This window comes from Ramlibacter sp. G4-7 (assembly GCF_057784995.1).
The window spans coordinates 372474-392814 of the sequence record NZ_JBYNTT010000002.1 but is presented as its reverse complement, the minus strand read 5'-3'; the positions used below and the strand labels follow the sequence as shown (position 1 = coordinate 392814).

Below are 20341 nucleotides of genomic sequence, written 5' to 3'. Positions count from 1 at the left end.
CAAATCAGCAGTGAGTGGGGACCAGAGGCCGTGCGGCTCACATCGATCAAGCTTTCCGGGTTCAAGTCCTTCGCCGAACCCACCAATTTCATGCTTCCCGGCCAGCTGGTGGGCGTCGTCGGCCCCAACGGCTGCGGCAAGTCCAACATCATGGACGCGGTGCGCTGGGTGCTGGGCGAGTCCAAGGCCAGCGAACTGCGCGGCGAGTCCATGCAGGACGTGATCTTCAACGGCACCAACACCCGCAAGCCCGCGTCGCGCTCCTCCGTCGAGCTGGTGTTCGACAACGCCGACCACCGCGCCGGCGGCCAGTGGAGCCAGTTCGCCGAGATCGCCGTCAAGCGCGTGCTGACGCGGGACGGCACGTCCAGCTACTACCTCAACAACCAGCCGGTGCGCCGGCGCGACGTGCAGGACGTCTTCCTGGGCACGGGCCTGGGCCCGCGCGCCTACGCCATCATCGGCCAGGGCACGATCAGCCGGATCATCGAATCCAAGCCCGAGGAGCTGCGCCTGTTCCTCGAGGAAGCCGCGGGCGTGTCCAAGTACAAGGAGCGCCGGCGCGAGACCGAGACCCGGCTGCACGACACGCGCGAGAACCTCACGCGCGTGGAAGACATCCTGCGCGAGCTCAACACCAACCTCGAGAAGCTGGAGAAGCAGGCCGAGGTGGCTGCAAAGTACAACCGGCTGCAGGCGGACGTGACGCTCAAGCAGCACCAGCTCTGGTTCCTCAAGCGCACCGAAGCCGAGGTGGACCAGGGCCGCGTCAAGGCCGATGCCGACAAGGCGGTCAACGACCTCGAGGCGCGCGTCGCCGACCTGCGCCGGGTGGAAAGCGAGCTGGAAACCATACGCCAGGCGCACTACGCCGCGGGCGACCAGGTGAACCAGGCGCAGGGCCAGCTCTACGAAGCCAGCGCCGAAGTCGGCCGGCTGGAAGCCGAGATCCGCTTCGTGGTGGAAGGCCGCCAGCGGGTGGAGCAGCGCCTGGTGCAGTTGAAGGAACAGAGCGCGCAATGGGCCGCGCGCAAGGAAGAAGCCGAGGCCGAGACCGAAAACCTCGCGGCCCTGGGCATGGAGGCGGAGGAAAAGTCCGTGCTGCTCGCGGCCCAGGTGGAGGAGCAGGGCCTGCAGCTGCCGGACCTGGAAGAGGCCCTGCGCCAGGCGCAGCAGCGCTCGTCCGAACAGCGCGGCGCCGTCGCCCAGGTGCAGCAGCAGATCCAGGTGCTGGCCGCCGACCAGCGCAACATCGAGGAGCAGTCGCGCCAGCTGAACCAGCGGCGCGAGCGCCTCGTCACCGACCGCAATGCGCTCGCCGCGCCCGACGAACAGCGCCTGGTGAACCTGCAGCAGCAGCTGCAGGCGGCCCAGGAAGCCGCGGAAACGGCCGATGCCCGCCTGCACGAACTGCAGGAGCAGGTGCCGCAGCTGGACGAAGACCGCCGCGCCAGGCAGCAGGACGTGAACGGGCAGGGCGCGCGCCAGGCCGACCTGTCGGCCCGGATGGAAGCGCTCAAGGCGCTGCAGGAAAAGGTCCGCACGGACGGCAAGCTGCAGCCCTGGCTGGCCAAGCACGGCCTGGGCGGCCTGCAGGGCCTGTGGACCAAGATCCACATCGAGCAGGGATGGGAGAGCGCGCTGGAAGCGGCCTTGCGCGAGCGCATGACTTCGCTGGAGGTCTCGCGCCTGGACATGGTGCGCGCCTTCGCCAGCGACGCGCCGCCGGCCAAGCTGGCCTTCTACCATGCGCCCTCCGCGGCCACGCCGGAAGCGGCGGCCGCGCTGCCGCGCCTGGCGGATCTGCTGCGGTTGAACGACGCCGGCCAGAAGGCGCTCCTGGCCGACTGGCTGCACGGTTGCTACACGGCGCCCACCCTGGAAGAGGCGCTCGCCGCGCGCGAGAAGCTGCAGGCCGGCGAGGCCATCTACGTCAAGTCCGGCCATGCCGTGACGGCGCACAGCGTGAGCTTCTACGCGCAGGACACGGAGCAGGCCGGCCTGCTCGCGCGCCAGCAGGAGATCGAGAACCTGGAAAAGCAGCTGCGGGCGCAGGTGCTGATCGCCGAGGAAGCGCGCTCGGCGCTGGTGCGGGCGGAAGCCGCGTACAGCGACGCCTCGCAGCGCCTGACGGTGGCGCGGCGGGAAGCGGCGGAGACCCAGGGCCGCGCCCACGAACTGCAGGTGGAGAGCCTGCGCCTGACGCAGCTGGCCGAACAGACCCGCGCCCGCAGCGAGCAGATCGCCGGCGACATGGCGGAACTCGACGCGCTGCTGGAGGAACTGCAGGAGCGGCGCGTGTCCGCCGAAGGCCGCTTCGAGAAACTGGACATGCAGCTGGCCGACAGCCAGGAGCGCCATGCCCAGCTCGACGAACGCGTGATCGAGGCCGAGCGCAAGGTGGCCGAAGCGCGCGAGCAGCACCGCAGCCTGGAGCGCCAGGCGCAGGAAGCGCAGTTCTCGCAGCGCGCCCTGGAAGCGCGCAAGGGCGAGCTGCAGCGCGCCATCGAAACCGCATCGCAGCAGGCCACGAGCATCGCCGCCGAACAGGAGCGCGCGCAGGCCGAACTGTCACGCCTCACGGACGCCGCCGCGCAGGCCGGCCTGCAGACCGCGCTGCAGCTGAAATCCGAGCGCGAGCAGGTGCTGGGCGCCAAGCGCAGCGAGTACGACGACCTCACCGCCAAGCTGCGCGCCAGCGACGAGCGCCGCCTGCAGTTCGAGCGCGAGCTCGACCCGCTGCGCCAGCGCATCACCGACCTGCAGCTGAAGGAACAGGCCGCGCGCCTGGGCCTGGAGCAGTACGCGCAGCTGCTTGCCGATGCGCAGGCGGACCTGGAGGCCGTGGCCAAGTCGATCGACGCGGGCAACGTGCGGCTGGCGGGCTTGCAGTCCGAGATCGACCGCCTGCACCGCGAGGTCAACGCGCTCGGTGCGGTGAACCTGGCGGCGCTGGACGAACTGAGCACCGCCCGCGAACGCAAGCAGTTCCTGGACGCGCAGTCCAAGGACCTGAACGAAGCCATGGTCACGCTGGAAGACGCGATCCGCAAGATCGACGGCGAAACCCGCGAGCTGCTGGGCAGCACCTTCCAGACCGTCAACGAGCACTTCGGCCGCATGTTCCCGGAGCTGTTCGGCGGCGGCAACGCCAGGCTGGTGATGACCGGCGAGGAAATCCTCGACTCCGGCGTGCAGGTGCTGGCGCAGCCCCCGGGCAAGAAGAACCAGACCATCCACCTGCTCTCGGGCGGCGAGAAGGCGCTCACGGCGATCGCGCTGGTGTTCGCCATCTTCCAGCTCAACCCCGCGCCGTTCTGCCTGCTCGACGAGGTGGACGCGCCGCTGGACGACGCCAACACCGAGCGCTATGCCAAGCTGGTGAGCGCGATGAGCAAGGAAACCCAGTTCCTCTTCATCAGCCACAACAAGATCGCCATGGAAATGGCGGAGCAGCTGATCGGCGTGACCATGCAGGAGCAGGGCGTCTCGCGCATCGTGGCGGTGGACATGGAGTCCGCGGTTTCGATGGCCGAAACCGCATGATCGCGCGGCGCTTCGCACCAGGGCGGGGTGAGGGCGCATGAGCAGTTTCACCCTCGGCCTCGCGATCCTGGGCGGCCTGCTCCTCGCCGCGCTGGTGGCCTGGAATGCATGGACGACCCGGCGCAACACGCCGCGCCAGCCGGAAGTGGCGGTGGCCGCCGCGCAGGCGCCGGCGGACGCCCGGCAGGAACGCACCGAGCCGGTCTTCGACGAGGAGGCGGCGGACGCACCGCTCGCGCCCTTGCCGCTGCCCGAGCGCAGGCCCGGCCTCGACGGCCTGATCGACGCGCTGGCGCAGATCACGGTGGACAGCGTGGTGTCCGGCGAGGCCGCGCTGGCCGCGCTGCCGCCGACCCGCCGCGCCGGCAGCAAGCCTTTCGCCATCGAAGGCCGCAACGAAGCCGGCGGTGAGTGGGAGACGCCCCGGCCGGGCCAGCGCTACACCGCCTTCCAGTCCGGCGTGCAGCTGGCCAACCGCAGCGGCGCGCTCAACGACATCGAGTTCTCCGAGTTCGTGGTGAAGACGCAGGCGTTCGCCGACGCGATCAACGGCTCGGCCGAATTCCCGGAAATGCGCGACGAGGTCGGGCGGGCGCGCGAGCTGGACCAGTTCGCCGGCAGCCACGACGCGCAACTGAGCTTCACCCTGCGCGCGCGCAATGCGGCCTGGAGCCCCGGCTACGTGCAACAGAACGCCTCGCGCATCGGCTTCGTCGCCGGTGCGATTCCCGGCCGCCTGGTGCTGCCAGCTTCCGCCGCGGGCGTGCCGCCGGTGCTGGGCCTGTCCTTCTCCACGCAGGCGGCGCTGGCCGACGATCCTTCGCACTCGGCGATCCGCGACCTCACCCTGAGCCTGGACGTGACCCACGTGCCGCGCGCCGAGCAGCCCTTCGTGCGCATGCGCGATGCGGCCATCGCGCTGGCCGCGGCCATGGACGGCCTCATCACCGACGACGACGGCCGCGTCATCCCGCCGGAGGCGCTGGACGCCATCGGCGCCAGCCTGGAACAGCTGTACGACACCCTGGACGCGCGCGACCTGTCGGCCGGCAGCGACCAGGCGCGCCGCCTTTTCTCCTGACCGCCATGAGTGTCCCCGCCCAGGTCCGGGAACGCGCGGACGCCTTGCGCGAGCTGCTGCACCACCACAACCACCAGTACTACGTCCTGGACGCACCCGAGGTCCCCGACGCGGAGTACGACCGGCTGTTCCGCGAGCTGCAGGCGCTGGAGACGCAGCACCCCGAGCTGCTCACCCCCGACTCGCCGACGCAGCGCGTGGGCGGCAAGGTGCTGGAGGGCTTCACCAAGGTGCGCCACCGGGTGCCGATGCTGTCCATCCGCACCGAGACCGACATCGAGGCCAGCGGCGCGCGCAACTTCGACGCGCGCGTGCGGCGCGAGCTGGGCCTGAAGGAAGGCGATCCGCCCGTGGACTACGTCGCCGAACTCAAGTTCGACGGCCTGGCCATCAACCTGCGCTACGAGCACGGCGTGCTGGTGCAGGCCGCGACGCGCGGCGACGGCGAGGTGGGCGAGGACGTGACCCAGAACATCCGCACGGTGGGCCAGGTCCCGCTCAGGTTGCACCCGCTCCCGTCCGGGGGCAAGGCTGGCGCGCCGCCGCCGGTGCTGGAAGTGCGCGGCGAGGTCTACATGCGCCGCGACGACTTCGAACGCCTGAACGAGCAGCAGCGCGAGAAGATCGCCCGCGGCGCCAGGAACGAGAAGACCTTCGTCAACCCGCGCAACGCCGCCGCCGGCGCCGTGCGCCAGCTCGACCCGGCCATCGCGCGCCAGCGGCCCCTGAGCTTCTACGCCTACGGCTGGGGCGAGATCGAGGGCGGTCCGGCCTTCGAGACGCACCACGAGGTGCTGCAGGCCTTCCGGGGCTGGGGCCTGCCGGTGTCCGACCGCGTGGTGCTCGCCCACGGCGCCGACGACCTGATCGCCTACCACCAGGGCGTGGGCCGCGACCGCGACCAGCTGCCCTTCGACATCGACGGCGTGGTCTACAAGGTGAACTCGCTGGCGCTGCAAAAGCAGCTGGGCTTCGTGACGCGCGAGCCGCGCTGGGCCGTGGCCCACAAGTTCCCGGCGCAGGAGCAGATGACGACGGTGGAGGCGATCGACGTGTACGTGGGCCGCACCGGCAAGCTCACGCCGGTGGCGCGCCTGCAGCCCGTGTTCGTCGGCGGCGTGACGGTCACCAACGCCACGCTGCACAACGAGGACGAGGCCAGGCGCAAGGACGTGCGCGTCGGCGACACGGTCATCGTGCGGCGGGCAGGGGACGTGATCCCGGAAGTGGTCGCCGTGGTGCCGGACCGGCGCCAGGCAGGTGCCAGCGTGTTCACGATGCCGCGCACCTGCCCGGTCTGCGGCTCCGCCGCCGTGCGCGAGGAGGGCGAGGCAGACTACCGCTGCACGGGCGGCCTGTTCTGCAGCGCCCAGCGCAAGCACGCCATCCTGCACTTCGCCCAGCGCCGCGCGCTGGACATCGAAGGCCTGGGCGAGAAGCTGGTCGACCAGATGGTCGAGGCCAACGTGATCCGCACGCTGCCCGACCTGTACCGGCTGGGCCTGCAGGGCCTGGTCGCGCTGGAGCGCATGGGCGAGAAATCGGCGCAGAACGTGCTGGCCGCGCTGGAGCACTCCAAGTCCACCACCTTGCCGCGCTTCCTGTACGGGCTGGGCATCCGCCACGTCGGCGAGTCCACGGCGCGCGACCTCGCACGCCACTTCGGCAAGCTCGACGCCATCATGGATGCCGGCGTCGAACAGCTGCTGCAGGTGCCCGACGTCGGCCCCGTGGTCGCCGAGAGCATCCACGCCTTCTTCCAGCAGCCGCACAACCGCGAGGTGATCGAGCAGCTGCGCGCCTGCGGCGTGCACTGGGAGGAGAGCGAACCGGTCGCCCGGGCGCCCCAGCCGCTTGCCGGCAAGACCGTGGTGCTCACCGGCACCCTGCCCACGCTCTCGCGCGACGAGGCCAAGGAACTGCTGGAAACCGCGGGCGCGAAGGTGGCCGGCTCGGTGAGCAGGAAGACCGACTATGTCGTCGCCGGCGCCGAGGCGGGCAGCAAGCTGGAGAAGGCGCGCGAACTGGGCGTCGCCGTGCTCGACGAAGAAGGCCTGCGCCGGCTGCTCGCCGGCGCCTGAAGTTCCTTCAGAAGTTGCTGACCACCAGCATGCATCCGACGAACAGCGTCAGCGCCAGCGCGCGGGTGCCGGCGTTGTCGCGTACCGAGCGCGTCGCGGCGGCCTCGGGCAGCAGCTTGTCGCCGCTGACCATGGCCTGCACCAGGCGCTTGCGCTTGACGATGCGGTACCAGGCGATGGCCAGCACGTGCAGCAGCACCAGGGCCAGCAGCACCCACTGGCCGACGTCCTTGTGCAAGGCGGTGGCCAACAGGCCGGTGGCGCCGGAGACGAAGGCGTTCAGCGGGCCGGTGAAGCCCGCGCCGTCGTCGCTGATCATCCCGCTCGCGGCCTGGAGCAGCACCGCCGCCAGCATCGCCAGCACCGACAGCGCCCCCAGGGGGCTGTGGCCGGTTTCGGCATCGGGCCCGGCCTCGCCGCGCAGGTAGCGCTTCAGCTTCGCCGGCGTGGGCACGAAGACGGCGAAGCGCGACCAGCTGCCGCCGACGAAGCCCCACAGCACGCGGAACATCAGCAGCGCCAGCACCAGCGAGCCGATGCGGGCATGCCAGTCGATCCACGCGCCGCCCGCGTAGCCGGTCACCACCAGACCGGCAATTGCCGAGGCGAGGGACCAGTGGAACACCCGGGTGGGCAGGTCCCACACCCGCACGCGCACCAGGCCCTCTGGCAGGGCGACCGGTCTTGTGTCCGGGATGGGAACCGGGACCCCGATCGGGCCCGGAATCGCGATCGGGACGGCGGCCGGAATTGCCCGGCTCCTGCGCAGGGAGGAGGTGTCGTCAGTGGCTACGGTAGGCATCGTGGCACTCCTTGCAGGTGTTCGCGGCGGCGCCGTAGGCGGCCTTGATCTGGTCGAGGTCCTGCGTGCGGGCCGCGGCGGTCAATTTCCCGGCCGCGGCGACCAGGTGGTCGCCCAGTTCCCGGAAGCGCTGCGACTCGGTCCAGATCTCGGGACGGGCATGGTCGCTCGCGAGGTCGGTGCCAGGCCCGAAGGCCGCGGCGGGCAGGCGCGCCAGCGTCTCGACCACCTCGGCGTCGCGGAGCACGGCGCGTCCGTCGAAAGGCAGGCGGCCGCGGGTCACCAGGCCGATGCGGGTGAAGTGCTGGTTCAGCACCAGCCAGGTGGCCTGCCGGTACTTGACGGCTTCCTCGGGCCGCGCGAACTGCGCGGCCGCGGGCAGCGCAAGGCCGGCGGCGAGGGCGGCCAGGAGCAGGCGGCGCATGGTGTTCATTCCCCCGTGTACTCCAGCAGGGCGAGGTACTCCTTGCGGTCCGCCTTCTGCCACTGCTTGACGCCGATCTCGGCCAGCATCTGCGGCTGCCCGTTCATGGCGAGCAGCGTCTCGGTGAGCTTTTGCGCCAGCTCCGGCGGCGCCTTGGGCGAGGCCAGCACCGACCAGTTGACGACCGGCTGGGTCTCGCCCACGACGGTGCCGCCGGCTTCCTTCCACTTGCGGGCGATGGTGGGATTGACCACGCCGGCTTCCGCCATGCCCGCGCTGACGGCGGCGGCCACGCTCTCCTGGAAGCGCGTGTGCGAGATGTAGGGCTCGCGCACGCCGCGCACGCGCAGTTCAGCCTTGGCCACCGCGGTGGTCGCCGAGCTCTCGTCGGGCATCAGGAGCTTGCGGCCGCCGAGTTGCGTCAGGTCGCGCACGTTGGAGTCGCGCGCCACGATGAAGGCGGCGCGGTACGGGTCCGAGCGCGCCACCAGCGGCTGGTAGCCGTGGTCGCGAACGAGCTTGGACAGCTGGTTCACCGACTTGCCGAAGACGATCATGGGCTTGTCGTCGCCCAGCGCCTGCTGCACGAAGCGGCGGATGTCGATGATGGGGTCCACCAGCATCTGCCGCATCTTCAGCTGCGGCGCGAGGTACTCCGCCCACGCGCGGTAGCGCAGTGCGAGCATGGAGATGCTCAGGTCCGCCGTCACGGCTTCGTTGATCAGGAGCCGGCCCGGGGCCGGGGATTGCGCCCAGCCCACGGGAACGGAGCACAGGGCGGCGGCTCCGCCGACCTGCAACAGCGTGCGGCGGCTGAGGCCGCCCATGGCATCGATCTTCTTCATTTGCTCCCCTCCCTCGACGTTCCCGCGACCGCGGGCTGCCACGCGACCGGCGCCGCGGCACGCGCGGCATCGGTCTCCCATTGGCGGGCGGAGTGCACGGTGGCCCGGAAGGCCTCCGCGCTTTCCAGCAGCCATTGCTTGTTCTCGGGCGAGAGCGCATAGCTGATGCGGTTCTCGTCCATCGGCATGCGGTCCTCGCGCACCGACTTGATCAGGCGGTCGATCTCGCCGGCGGCATGGGCCGGCGTGGACAGCAGCACGAGGCGGCTCATCTTGTCCGGGTTGTTCGGCACGTGGCAGGAGGCGCACTGCGACTCGCGCAGCTGCAGCGCCAGGTCGCGGTACTGGCGGTCCAGCGCGCGCAGGTAAGGGTTCTCGGGACGATAGAGCCCGTCGAACAGGGTCACCGCGGGCTGCGCCTGCCCCTTGGCATCGGTCCACATCCAGCTGCCGCCGAATTCGTGCTGCACGTGCTGCACGGCCTGCAGCGGCGGGTTGTCGGCCCGGCGCGTGAACTGCGCGGCCTGGATGCGGCTCGTGGCCCCGTCCACCCACAGCAGCACGCCGTTGGCGTTCTCGTAGGTGGACCACTTGGCCTCTTCGTGCCAGAACGGATAGGGGAACTGGCCGGGCGGCAGGCGGTTGCGGAAGGCCGCTTCCAGGCGGATGACGAACTTGCGCTCGTCGGCGACCCACTCCACCTTGTGGTTGCCGTTGAACATGAACAGCGGCGCGTACAGGTGCGTCCACGTGTCGGGCGAGAACTGCGTCAGGTTGGTCTGGCGCAGCGTGACCTTCGGGTTCGGGTTCTGCCGGCCCCACAGCAGCACCGCGGGCAACTGCGCACGCAGCGCGCTGCTGCCGTACAGGGCAGCGCGGCACGCGGCGAAGGCCGCGACGTCGGCCGGGTCCGCCAGCGGGCAGCGCGCCGCGAGTTCAGCCGCCACGGTGCGCGCCATGGCCTGGATGGCCGGCGGCACCGGCACGTCCTGCGGCTGCGCGCGCGCCCCGCCCGCGAGGGCAAGGGTCGCCGCGATGCCGGCCAGGAAGCGCTGGGGGGACAAGGTCATGCTCACTCCTTCGTGTAATCCAGCAATGCGAGGTACTCCTGGCGCTCCGCGGCGGCCCACTGCTTGATGCCCAGGCCGCCCATGAGCTCCGGCTGTGCATTCATCGCGAGCAGGGAGGCGCGCAGCTCCGCGACTTCGCCAGCGGGCATGCGCGGCGAGGCCAGCACCGACCAGTTCACCACCGGCTGCGTCTCGGCGAGCACGCGGCCGCCGTCCTCGGCCCACTTGCGCGCGATGGTGGGATTGACCACGCCCACCTGCGCGAAGCCGTTGGCGATCTGCTGCGCCACGGCCTCCTGGTAGCGCGTGTGCACGACCTGGACCTGGTCCGCGCTCTGCCGGCGCAGTTCGGCCCGCGCCACCGCGGTCGTGGCCGCCATCTCGTCCGGCATGATCACCTTGGCCTTCAGGCGGGACGCGTCGGCAAGCGTCCTGATCGGCGAATCCTTGGGCACGATGAAAGCTGCCTTGTAGGGATCCGCGCGACGCACGACCGGCTGGTAACCGTTGTCGCGCACGAGCTTGGCGAGCTGGTTCACGGACTTGCCGAACACCAGTTCCGGCTTGGTGTCGGCCTGCGCCAGGGTGAGGAAGCGCGTCACGTTCACCACGGGCTCGACGGCGATGCTGGGGCGCTCGCGCACCTGGCTGCTCACGTAGTCCGCGAACGGCCGGTAGCGCGCGGTGAGCACGAACAGGTTCGATTCGCCCGTGAACGCTTCGTTGATCAGCAGCCGCCAGCTGCGCTCGGGCGTCGCCGGCCGGCGAGCGGCTGTCCCCTGTGCATGCACTTCGAAACCCGCGACCGCTGCCGCCAGGCCGCCCAACAGCACCTCGCGACGCCGCAGCGCTGCCCTTCCCGTTCTCATCGTTCTCTTCTCCCTGGCTGAGCCATTGCGCCGAATGTGACTCAGCCGGCACGAACGCGGAAGGAGGTCCCCTGTCAGGACTGACAGGTCAGCAGGCACTTCAGGCCCGCTGCGGACGCGCAATGTGTTGCAAGCGGTGTGGAGGGCCAACACCGCGTTACACCCTGCGGGACTGAACGTGCCTGTTTGCCGTGACGGGCGGGATGCCGCCGAGGGGGTGTTCGGCGGATTGCCTAAGCGGCGCCAGCACGGCTGTCGAATTTCCTACTTCCTCCCCAATTCGCACGGTTTTGTCGCCGGTGCGCATTCCAGCCACACCGGGGATGCGGCGAAGCGCATCCCAGCGCGTTGTTATGCTCGCCGCATGACCGTGCGCGAAATCCTGAAGATGGGAGACCCCCGCCTGCTGCGCGTCGCGCAGCCGGTACGTGCCTTCGACACCCCGGAGCTGCGCGCCTTGATCGTGGACATGCAGGACACCATGCAGGCCGCGAACGGCGCCGGCCTGGCCGCGCCGCAGATCGGCGTGGACCTGCAGCTGGTGATCTTCGGCACCGACACGCCCAATCCGCGTTACCCGGATGCGCCGCCGGTGCCGCGCACCGTGCTGCTCAATCCGGTGATCACGCCCGTGGGCGACGAAGAGGAGGAGGACTGGGAGGGTTGCCTGTCCGTCCCCGGCCTGCGTGCCGCGGTGCCGCGCTGGAAGCGGATCCGCTACAGCGGCTTCGACCCGCTCGGCCAGCGCATCGAGCGCGAGGCCGCCGGCTTCCACGCCCGCGTGGTGCAGCACGAGTGCGACCACCTGATCGGCAAGCTGTACCCGATGCGGGTGCGCGACTTCAGCAAGTTCGGGTTCACCGAGGTCCTGTTCCCCGGCCTGGACGCGGGCGAGGACGACTGAACGGGCGATGTCGGTGCGGGCGGGTCCCGCGATCCACGGGGCGCCGGATCAGACGCCCCATGGATCCCGGGCGGGGCCCGGGACGGCCGGTGACATCACTCGGCCTTGATGCCGCGCATGAGGATCACGCCACCGAGGACCGCGGTGTCCGACTTGACGCGGTTGGCGAGGCCTTCGGCCGTGGTGCCCGCGGCCTGCCAGCCTTGCTGGAACAGCTTGGCGCGCACGTCCGGGGTGCGCGTGATCTCGGAGATCAGCGTGGCCACCTTGTCGGCAACGGGTTTCGGCAAGGACCTGGGCGCGGCAGCGGCGACCCAGATCTCGAGCTGGAAGCCGCGGATGCCCAGCTCGTTGAGGCTGGGGAAGTCCGGCGCGAGCGGGCTGCGGCCCAGCGAGGTGACGCCGATGGCCTTGAGCTTGCCGGCCTTGACCTGGGCCTGGGCGAGACCGGGCGGCAGCAGCGCGAGCTGGATCTGGTTGCCGATCATCGCGTTGATCACCTGCGGGTTGCCCGGGTAGGGCACGTGCACCGGGTTCATGTTCGTCTTGGTCTTGAGCAGCTCCATGCCGATGTGGCCCACGGTGCCCACGCCGGGCGTGCCGTAGCTCCACTTGTCGCCGCCGTTGCGCGCGGCCAGGAAGAACTCCTGCGCGTCGAGGCCGGGCGCGTTCGCCGGCGCGGTGAGCATCAGCGGCGCAGTGCCGACGAGGCTCAGCGGCTGCAGGTCCTTCAGCGGGTCGAAGGGCACGGCCGGATTCAGCATCCTGGCGATCGTCATGTTCCCGTTGATCATGAAGCCGATCGTGTGGTTGTCGTTCGCCTTGGCCACCATGTCGGCGGCGATGTTGCCGCCGGCGCCGACCTTGTTGTCGACGATCACGGGCTGGCCCAGCGCCCTGGACAGCGGCTCGGCGATCGTGCGCGCCACCAGGTCCGGGGTCGAACCGGGCGGGAAGCCGACGATGATGTGCACCGGCTTCGTGGGCCAGTTCAGGGCCGCGGGCGCGGCCGTGGTTCTGGCAGCGGGGGCGGCGGGCTTCTGTGCGAACGCGGTGCTCGCGGCGGCGACGGCCAGCAGCACGAAGCTGCGGCGCGCGGCGGACTTCAACATGCGGGGTTCCTCTCCAACGTCGTCATGCCCTCGTAGCGGGGCGCTCGCGATGCTACTGGACGGTCCGATCGGAAAGTTCTAACGCCGCTAGGAATTTGGCGTAAACCGCCTCAGCCGGCAGCGGCCTCCAGCAGCTCGGTCTCGATCTCGAGCTGCCGCCGGTTCTGCTGCAGCTCCGCGCCGTCGATGAGGAACGTGTCCTCGACGCGCTCGCCCAGCGTGCTCACCTTGGCCAGCTGCAGGTTCAGCTTGTGGCGCGCCAGCACGCGCGCGATCGAATACAGCAGGCCGACGCGATCGCTGGCGGAGATCGACAGCAGCCAGTGCTGCGCGCGCTCGTCCGGGCGCAGGTCCACGCGCGGCGGGATCGGAAAGCTCTTGACGCGGCGCGACACACGGCCGCGGCTGGGCGGCGGCAGCGGGCCGGCCGCCGCGATGGTGTTGGCGAGCTCCGACTCCACCATGCTGCACAGCTCGCGGTAGTGCTCCGGCATCATCGCCGTGACCACCTGGAAGGTGTCGAGCGCATAGTCGTTGGTGGCGGTGTGGATCTTCGCGTCCAGGATGCTGAAGCCCGCCTGGTCGAAGTAGCCGCAGATGCGCGCGAACAGGTCCGGCTGGTCCTTGGTGTAGACCAGCACCTGCAGGCCTTCGCCCACGGGCGAGATGCGCGCGCGCACCAGGACCTTGGCCGTGCCCACGTGGCGCGAGACATGGCGCGTGTGCCAGACGATGTCGCCCGCCTCGTGGCGCATGAAGTAGCCCACGTCCAGCGTGTCCCACAATTTCTTGTGCGCCTCGAAGGGCAGGGCGAACAGCTGCAGCTGCACCAGCGCTTCGCGCTTGCGCGTCTCGATGTCCGCCTTCGGGTCGGGCGCCCCGCCGCCGAGCGCCCGCAGGCCGTAGCGGTAGAGGTCCTCCAGCAGCTTGCCCTTCCACGCGTTCCACACCTTCGGGCTGGTGCCGCGGATGTCGGCCACGGTCAGCAGGTACAGGGCGGTGAGGTAGCGCTCGTTGCCCACGCGCTGCGCGAAGGCGGCGATCACGGCCGGGTCGCCCAGGTCCTGCTTCTGCGCCACCCGGCTCATGAGCAGGTGTTCCTTGACCAGGAACTCGATCAGCTTGCAGTCCTCGGCCGCGATCGCGTGCTGGCGGCAGAAGCGCCGCACCTCGCGCGCGCCCAGGTCCGAGTGGTCGCCGCCGCGCCCCTTGGCGATGTCGTGGAAGAGGGCCGCGGTGTACAGGATGTAGGGCTTGTCCCAGCCGGCCGCCAGCTGCGAACAGAACGGGTACTCGTGGGCGTGCTCCGCCATGAAGAAGCGGCGCACGTTGCGCAGCACCATCAGGATGTGCTGGTCCACGGTGTAGACGTGGAACAGGTCGTGCTGCATCTGGCCGACGATGCGGCGGAACACCCACAGGTAGCGCCCCAGCACCGAGGTCTGGTTCATCAGCCGCAGCGCGTGCGTGATGCCGCGCGGCTGCATCAGCATGGCGCGGAAGGTGGCGTGGTTCTCCGGGTCGTTGCGGAAGCCGGCGTCCATCACCTTGCGGGCGTTGTACAGCGCGCGCAGCGTGCGGGCCGACAGGCCCTTGATGGCCGGCGTCGTCTGGTACAGCAGGAAGGTCTCGAGGATGGCGCGCGGGTTCGTCAGGTACAGGTCGTCGCGCGTCACCTCGATCATCCCGGCCTTCTCCGAGAAGCGCTCGTTGATGGTCCGCGCTTCGGCCGCCGCGGGGTTCAGGCGCTCCTCGATGTTGAGCAGCAGCACCTGGTTCAGCTGCGTGACCGCCTTGGCCGCCCAGTAGTAGCGCTTCATCAGGCGCTCGCTGGCGCGCGCCACCATGCGGCCGTCCGTGCGCATCACCGCCTTGTAGCCGAAGGACTCGGCTACCGCGTTCTGCAGGTCGAACACCAGCCGGTCCTCGCGCCGTCCCGCCACCACGTGCAGCCGCGCGCGGATGGTGGACAGCAGCGCCTCGTTGCGCTTGATCTGCCGGGCCTCGAAGGCGGTGGCGAGGCCGCGGCGCGCGAGCTCGTCCCAGCTCTTGCCGAAGCCCGCGGCGTTGGCGACCCAGAGCACCACCTGCAGGTCGCGCAGGCCGCCCGGCGACTCCTTGCAGTTCGGCTCCAGCGCATAAGGCGTGTTCTCGAACTTGGTGTGCCGCTGCCGCATCTCCAGCGTCTTGGCGGTGAAGAAGGCGCGCGGATCCACCTGGGCCCGGAAGCGCTCCTGGAAGGCGGTGAACAGCTTGCGCGAGCCGGTGACCAGGCGGGACTCCAGCAGCGAGGTCTGCACCGTGACGTCGCCGGCAGCCTGGGCCAGGCACTCGTCCACGGTGCGGACGCTGGAGCCGATCTCCAGGCCGGCGTCCCAGCAGCTGCCGATGAAGGTCTCGACCCGCTGCTTGAGCCTGGCATCGTGCTCGCAGGAGATGCCGTCGGGCATCAGCAGCAGCACGTCCACGTCGGAATGGGGAAAGAGTTCGCCGCGGCCGAAGCCGCCGACGCCCACCAGGGCGATGCCGGCGGGCAGCCCCGCGGCCTGCCACAGGGCGCGCAGCGTGTCGCCGGCGGCGTCGGCCAGGGCCTGCAGCAGGCCCTTGATGCTGCGGGTGGACCCGCCGTCGGATTGCAGCGCCGCGAGCAGCTGCGCCTTGCGTGCCTTGTAGGCGTCGCGGCTGGCCGCCGTGCCGTTGCCCGCGGCTTCAGGCTGCAGGACGGCGGCGGCGCTCATCAGCCGTGGACGAATGCCGGCGGCTTCGGGCTGCCCTCGGACAGGGTCAGCACCTCGTAGCCCGTCTCGGTCACCAGCACCGTGTGCTCCCACTGCGCCGACAGCGAATGGTCCTTGGTGACGATGGTCCAGCCGTCGTTGCCGAACTCCTTCACCTCGCGCCGGCCGGCGTTGATCATCGGTTCGATGGTAAAGGTCATGCCCGGGACGAGTTCCTCCAGCGTGCCGGGCTTGCCGTAATGCAGCACCTGCGGCTCCTCGTGGAAGTTGCGGCCGATGCCGTGGCCGCAGAACTCGCGCACGACGGAAAAGCCGTTGCTTTCGGCGAATTTCTGGATGGCCCAGCCGATGTCGCCCAGATGCACGCCGGGCTTGACCTGCGTGATGCCGTGCCACATGGCGTCGTACGTGATCTGCACCAGGCGCCTGGCGGCGATCGACGCCTCGCCGACGATGAACATGCGGCTGGTGTCGCCGTACCAGCCATCCTTGATCACCGTGACGTCCACGTTGACGATGTCGCCCTTCTTCAGCGGCTTGTCGTTGGGGATGCCGTGGCACACCACGTGGTTGACGGAGGTGCACAGCGAGGCGGGGTAGGGCGGGTAGCCCGAGGGCTGGTAGCCCAGCGTGGCGGAAACGGACCCCTGCTTCTTCATGTGCTCGGCCGCCAGGCGGTCGATCTCGCGGGTGGTGATGCCGGGCTTGATGAAGGGCGTGAGGTGGTCCAGGACCTCGGCGGCCAGGCGGCACGCCGTGCGCATCCCCTGGATGCCTTGTTCGTCTTTGTAGGTGATGCCCATGGAGCCATTATCCCAAAGCGTGCAATTCCCCGCAGGTAGAATGCCGGGTTCCTCCCGCCCCAGTCAGCGGCGGTCAGGCTCCACTCCCAGACAGGCTTGAGACCGTGTCCCTGCACATCACCGAGTTCGAGGGCGGACAGGCCCTCGGCGGCTTCCGGATCCAGCAACTTCTGCCGCGCCTGCAGGCGGTCCAGCCCCGGATTGCCGGCATCGCCGCCCGGTACGTGCACCTGGTGGCCAGCGACCACGCCCTGGCCGGCCCCGAACGCGAGCGGCTGGCAGCGCTGCTGACCTATGGCGAGCCCTACGCCGGCCCGGAGCAGGGTCCGCTGCTGGTCGTCACGCCGCGGCTGGGCACCGTCTCTCCCTGGGCCTCCAAGGCCACCGACATCGCCCACAACTGCGGCCTGGCCGTGCGCCGCATCGAGCGCGCCGTCGAATACCGGCTGCAGATGGCGTCCGGCTGGCTGGGGGGCAAGGCGTCGCTGGAGCCCGCACAGCTGGAGGCCGTCGCGGCGCTGCTGCACGACCGCATGACCGAAAGCGTCGTCGCGGGCCTGCAGCAGGCGCACCACCTCTTCACCGAACTGCAGCCGCAGCCCATGGAGCACGTGGACGTGCTGGGCGGCGGCCGCGCGGCGCTGGAGGAGGCCAACCGCCGCTTCGGGCTGGCGCTCGCCGAGGACGAGATCGATTACCTGGTGCAGGCCTTCACCGCGCTGGAGCGCAACCCGACCGACGTGGAGCTCATGATGTTCGCGCAGGCGAACAGCGAGCACTGCCGGCACAAGATCTTCAACGCCAGTTTCGCGATCGACGGCGTGCCGCAGGAACACAGCATGTTCGGCATGATCCGGCACACCCACCGCACGCACCCGCAGCACACGGTGGTCGCCTATGCCGACAATGCTTCGGTGATGGAAGGCCACGTGGTGGAGCGCTTCGTGCCGGGCGACGGCGGGCTCTACGCGGGCACGCAGGCGACGCACCACGTGCTGATGAAGGTGGAGACCCACAACCACCCGACGGCGATCTCGCCTTTCCCGGGCGCGTCCACCGGCGCCGGCGGCGAGATCCGCGACGAGGGCGCCACCGGCCGCGGCGCGCGGCCCAAGGCGGGCCTGACCGGCTTCACCGTGTCCAGGCTGTGGGACGCGAAGTTCGGCAAGCCCGAGCACATCGCCAGCCCGCTGGAGATCATGACCGAGGGCCCCCTGGGCGGCGCGGCCTTCAACAACGAGTTCGGCCGGCCCAACCTTTTGGGCTATTTCCGCGAGTACGAGCAGCAGGTCGCCGGCGTGGACCGCGGCTACCACAAGCCCATCATGATCGCGGGCGGCATCGGTTTCATCGACGCGGGCCTCACGCACAAGATCCCGTTCCCGGCAGGCACCTTGCTGGTGCAACTGGGCGGTCCGGGCATGCGCATCGGCATGGGCGGCGGCGCCGCTTCCTCGATGGCCACGGGCACCAATACCGCCGACCTCGACTTCGACTCGGTGCAGCGCGGCAACCCCGAGATCGAGCGCCGCGCGCAGGAAGTGATCAACGCCTGTTGGGCGCTGGGGGAGAAGAATCCGGTGCTGGCGATCCACGACGTGGGCGCCGGCGGCCTGTCCAACGCCTTCCCCGAGCTCACCAACGACGCCGGCCGCGGCGCGCGCTTCGACCTGCGCAAGGTGCCGCTGGAGGAAAGCGGCCTCGCGCCCAAGGAGATCTGGTGCAACGAGAGCCAGGAGCGCTACGTCCTGGCGATCGCGCCCGAGTCGCTGGCGCAGTTCCGCGGCTTCTGCGAGCGCGAGCGCTGTCCCTTCGCGGTGGTCGGCGTGGCAACGCAGGAACGGCAACTGGTGGTGGCCGACGAAGGCGCGGACACTCCAGTGGACATGCCCCTGGAAGTCCTCCTCGGCAAGCCGCCGCGGGTGCACCGCGACGTCCGGCGCGTGGCGCGCGAAGTGCCTGCCCTGGACCTCACCGGCATCGCGCTGCAGGATGCGGCCATTCGCGTCCTGAGCCATCCCACGGTCGCTTCCAAGCGCTTCCTCGTCACCATCGGCGACCGCACCGTGGGCGGCATGACCCACCGCGACCAGATGGTCGGACCGTGGCAGGTGCCCGTGGCCGACTGCGCCGTGACGCTGGCCGACTACCAAGGCTTCGCGGGCGAAGCCATGAGCATGGGCGAGCGCACGCCGCTCGCCGCCGTGGACGCTCCGGCGTCGGGACGCATGGCGGTGGCCGAGGCCATCACCAACCTGCTGGCCGCGCCGATCACGCTGCCGCGCGTGAAGCTTTCCGCCAACTGGATGGCCGCCTGCGGCGAGCCGGGCGAGGACGCGGCCCTGTATGACACGGTGCGGGCCGTGGGCCTGGAACTGTGCCCGCAGCTGGGCGTCTCCATCCCGGTGGGCAAGGACAGCCTGTCCATGCGTACGCAATGGAGCGAAGGCGGCGCCGTCAAGAAGGTGACCTCGCCGGTGAGCCTGATCGTGAGCGCCTTCGCGAGCGTGCCGGACGTGCGCGGCACCCTCACGCCGCAGCTGCAACGCGACCAGGACACGACGCTCGTGCTGGTCGACCTGGGCAAGGGCCGCAACCGCATGGGCGGCAGCATCCTCGCGCAGGTGCTGGAGCAGCCCGGCGGCGAGGTGCCGGACCTCGACGACCCGCAGGACCTGGTGCGGCTGGTCGATGCGGTGAACGCGCTGCGCCGCGAAGGCCGCATCCTGGCCTACCACGACCGCAGCGACGGCGGCCTGTTCGCCGCCGCCTGCGAGATGGCCTTCGCCGGCCAGGTCGGCGTGGCCCTGAACGTGGACCTGCTGGTCACCGAAGGCGACGGCATCAGCGACAGCCGGGCCGAATACGGCGACGCGAAGAACTGGGCGGCGCAGGTCGGCCCGCGGCGCGAGGAGCTGACGCTCAAGGCGCTGTTCAACGAGGAACTGGGCGTCGTGCTGCAGGTGCGAAGCGCCGAGCGCAACGAGGTGATGCAGGTGCTGCGCGCGCACGGCCTCTCGCGCCACAGCCACTTCGTCGGCACGACCCGGCCGGCAGCCTCCACCATAGCCGTGGGCAAGGGCGCGGTGCAGGTCTGGCGCGACACCAGGACGGTGTTCGCCGCGGACCTGGCGGACCTGCACCAGGTATGGGACAGCGTCAGCTGGAGGATCTGCCAGCAGCGCGACAACCCGGCCTGCGCGGACAGCGAACACGCCGCTGCGGGCGATCCGGCGGACCCCGGCTTGCATGTCTTCCTGCCGCAGGCCCTCGCCGGGGGCGCTCCCGCCCTCCAGCTCTCCCGCCCCCGCGTCGCCATCCTGCGCGAGCAGGGCGTCAATTCGCACGTCGAGATGGCCTACGCCTTCACCCAGGCCGGCTTCGACGCGGTGGACGTGCACATGACCGACCTGCAGGCCGGCCGCCACGACCTGAAGGACTTCCGCGGCGTGGTCGCCTGCGGCGGCTTCAGCTACGGCGACACGCTGGGCGCCGGCATCGGCTGGGCACGCAGCATCACCTTCCACGCGGTGCTCGCCGCGCAGTTCCGCGACTTCTTCGCCCGCGGCGACACCTTCGGCCTGGGCGTGTGCAACGGCTGCCAGATGTTCGCCGAGCTGGCCGACATCATCCCGGGTGCCGATGCCTGGCCGCGCTTCACCACCAACCGCAGCGAGCGCTTCGAGGCGCGGCTGGCGATGGTCGAAGTGCTCGAGTCGCCCAGCCTGTTCTTCCGCGGCATGGCCGGCGCGCGCCTGCCGATCGCAGTGGCGCACGGCGAGGGCTACCCGAACTTCGCGCAGCGCGGCGACGAGGCACGGGTGATCCGCGCCATGCGCTTCGTCGACAACCACGGCCAGCCGACGGAGCGCTACCCGTTCAACCCGAACGGGGGCGCCGGCGGGCTGACCGCGGTGACGACGGCGGATGGCCGTTTCACCGCCCTGATGCCGCATCCCGAGCGCGTCTTCCGCAACATCCAGATGTCCTGGACGTCGGGCGACCTCTCGGCCCACAGCCCGTGGATGCAACTCTGGCACAACGCCCGCCGATGGGTGGGTTGAGC

At 70.3% G+C, this 20341-nt stretch carries 13 protein-coding genes; 5 read left to right on the top strand and 8 right to left on the bottom strand.

Annotated features, from left to right (window positions below; all coding sequences use genetic code 11):
* The first annotated feature begins 30 nt into the window (after positions 1-30).
* From smc to ligA, 3 genes are read left to right on the top strand one after another with little or no spacing between them, the layout of a single operon-like run.
* Positions 31-3546, top strand: coding sequence for a chromosome segregation protein SMC (smc, locus tag AC3EGR_RS04800; RefSeq protein WP_488545300.1), 3516 nt, complete (start codon positions 31-33; stop codon positions 3544-3546).
* Positions 3547-3583: 37 nt separating this feature from the next.
* Entirely contained in the window at positions 3584-4627 is a 1044-nt protein-coding gene (locus AC3EGR_RS04795) for a cell division protein FtsZ (protein ID WP_488545299.1), read from the top strand.
* 5 nt (positions 4628-4632) lie between these two features.
* The gene (gene ligA / locus AC3EGR_RS04790; RefSeq protein ID WP_488545298.1) at positions 4633-6708 is read left to right on the top strand and encodes an NAD-dependent DNA ligase LigA; all 2076 of its coding nucleotides are present in this window, start codon (positions 4633-4635) and stop codon (positions 6706-6708) included.
* A gap of 7 nt (positions 6709-6715) precedes the next feature.
* Here the strand turns inward: ligA and AC3EGR_RS04785 are convergent, their stop codons facing one another.
* From AC3EGR_RS04785 to AC3EGR_RS04765, 5 genes are read right to left on the bottom strand one after another with little or no spacing between them, the layout of a single operon-like run.
* Complete coding sequence (locus AC3EGR_RS04785; RefSeq protein ID WP_488545297.1) at positions 6716-7510, bottom strand: cytochrome b/b6 domain-containing protein; 795 nt, start codon at positions 7508-7510, stop codon at positions 6716-6718.
* Positions 7491-7934, bottom strand: coding sequence for a c-type cytochrome (locus AC3EGR_RS04780; RefSeq protein WP_488545296.1), 444 nt, complete (start codon positions 7932-7934; stop codon positions 7491-7493). The genes AC3EGR_RS04785 and AC3EGR_RS04780 overlap by 20 nt, the downstream gene beginning before the upstream one ends.
* Positions 7935-7939: 5 nt before the next feature.
* Positions 7940-8779, bottom strand: a complete 840-nt coding sequence (locus tag AC3EGR_RS04775) for a phosphate/phosphite/phosphonate ABC transporter substrate-binding protein (protein ID WP_488545295.1) — start codon at positions 8777-8779, stop codon at positions 7940-7942.
* Positions 8776-9849: a hypothetical protein gene (locus tag AC3EGR_RS04770; protein ID WP_488545294.1), complete on the bottom strand. Its 1074-nt coding sequence runs from the start codon at positions 9847-9849 to the stop codon at positions 8776-8778. The genes AC3EGR_RS04775 and AC3EGR_RS04770 overlap by 4 nt, the downstream gene beginning before the upstream one ends.
* A gap of 2 nt (positions 9850-9851) precedes the next feature.
* On the bottom strand, positions 9852-10718 hold the full coding sequence (locus tag AC3EGR_RS04765; RefSeq protein WP_488545293.1) for a phosphate/phosphite/phosphonate ABC transporter substrate-binding protein: 867 nt from the start codon (positions 10716-10718) through the stop codon (positions 9852-9854).
* A gap of 364 nt (positions 10719-11082) precedes the next feature.
* Here AC3EGR_RS04765 and def point away from each other — a divergent pair, with 364 nt between their 5' ends.
* Positions 11083-11622, top strand: a complete 540-nt coding sequence (gene def / locus AC3EGR_RS04760) for a peptide deformylase (RefSeq protein ID WP_488545292.1) — start codon at positions 11083-11085, stop codon at positions 11620-11622.
* Between the two features lie 95 nt (positions 11623-11717).
* Here the strand turns inward: def and AC3EGR_RS04755 are convergent, their stop codons facing one another.
* The 3 genes from AC3EGR_RS04755 to map form a co-directional block, all read right to left on the bottom strand.
* A complete protein-coding gene (locus AC3EGR_RS04755) occupies positions 11718-12734 on the bottom strand; it encodes a Bug family tripartite tricarboxylate transporter substrate binding protein (protein ID WP_488545291.1) in 1017 nt (338 codons plus the stop codon).
* A 110-nt stretch (positions 12735-12844) separates the two neighbouring features.
* Positions 12845-15472 carry a [protein-PII] uridylyltransferase gene (locus AC3EGR_RS04750; protein WP_488545290.1) on the bottom strand — a complete coding sequence of 876 codons (2628 nt, stop codon included), beginning with the start codon at positions 15470-15472 and terminating at the stop codon, positions 12845-12847.
* The gene (gene map / locus AC3EGR_RS04745; protein ID WP_488545289.1) at positions 15472-16275 is read right to left on the bottom strand and encodes a type I methionyl aminopeptidase; all 804 of its coding nucleotides are present in this window, start codon (positions 16273-16275) and stop codon (positions 15472-15474) included. The genes AC3EGR_RS04750 and map overlap by 1 nt, the downstream gene beginning before the upstream one ends.
* 104 nt (positions 16276-16379) lie before the next feature.
* On the opposite strand from map, the gene purL reads away from it, so the two are divergent.
* On the top strand, positions 16380-20339 hold the full coding sequence (purL, locus tag AC3EGR_RS04740; protein ID WP_488545288.1) for a phosphoribosylformylglycinamidine synthase: 3960 nt from the start codon (positions 16380-16382) through the stop codon (positions 20337-20339).
* Positions 20340-20341 lie beyond the last annotated feature (2 nt).

Bases quoted from the DNA above. Each gene is read 5' to 3' on its own strand.
- AC3EGR_RS04795 (WP_488545299.1), top strand. From the start codon at position 3,584: ATGAGCAGTTTCACCCTCGGCCTCGCGATCCTGGGCGGCCTGCTCCTC.
- ligA (WP_488545298.1), top strand. From the start codon at position 4,633: ATGAGTGTCCCCGCCCAGGTCCGGGAACGCGCGGACGCCTTGCGCGAG.
- AC3EGR_RS04785 (WP_488545297.1), bottom strand. From the start codon at position 7,510: ATGCCTACCGTAGCCACTGACGACACCTCCTCCCTGCGCAGGAGCCGG.
- AC3EGR_RS04780 (WP_488545296.1), bottom strand. From the start codon at position 7,934: ATGCGCCGCCTGCTCCTGGCCGCCCTCGCCGCCGGCCTTGCGCTGCCC.
- AC3EGR_RS04775 (WP_488545295.1), bottom strand. From the start codon at position 8,779: ATGAAGAAGATCGATGCCATGGGCGGCCTCAGCCGCCGCACGCTGTTG.
- AC3EGR_RS04770 (WP_488545294.1), bottom strand. From the start codon at position 9,849: ATGACCTTGTCCCCCCAGCGCTTCCTGGCCGGCATCGCGGCGACCCTT.
- AC3EGR_RS04765 (WP_488545293.1), bottom strand. From the start codon at position 10,718: ATGAGAACGGGAAGGGCAGCGCTGCGGCGTCGCGAGGTGCTGTTGGGC.
- def (WP_488545292.1), top strand. From the start codon at position 11,083: ATGACCGTGCGCGAAATCCTGAAGATGGGAGACCCCCGCCTGCTGCGC.
- AC3EGR_RS04755 (WP_488545291.1), bottom strand. From the start codon at position 12,734: ATGTTGAAGTCCGCCGCGCGCCGCAGCTTCGTGCTGCTGGCCGTCGCC.
- AC3EGR_RS04750 (WP_488545290.1), bottom strand. From the start codon at position 15,472: ATGAGCGCCGCCGCCGTCCTGCAGCCTGAAGCCGCGGGCAACGGCACG.
- map (WP_488545289.1), bottom strand. From the start codon at position 16,275: ATGGGCATCACCTACAAAGACGAACAAGGCATCCAGGGGATGCGCACG.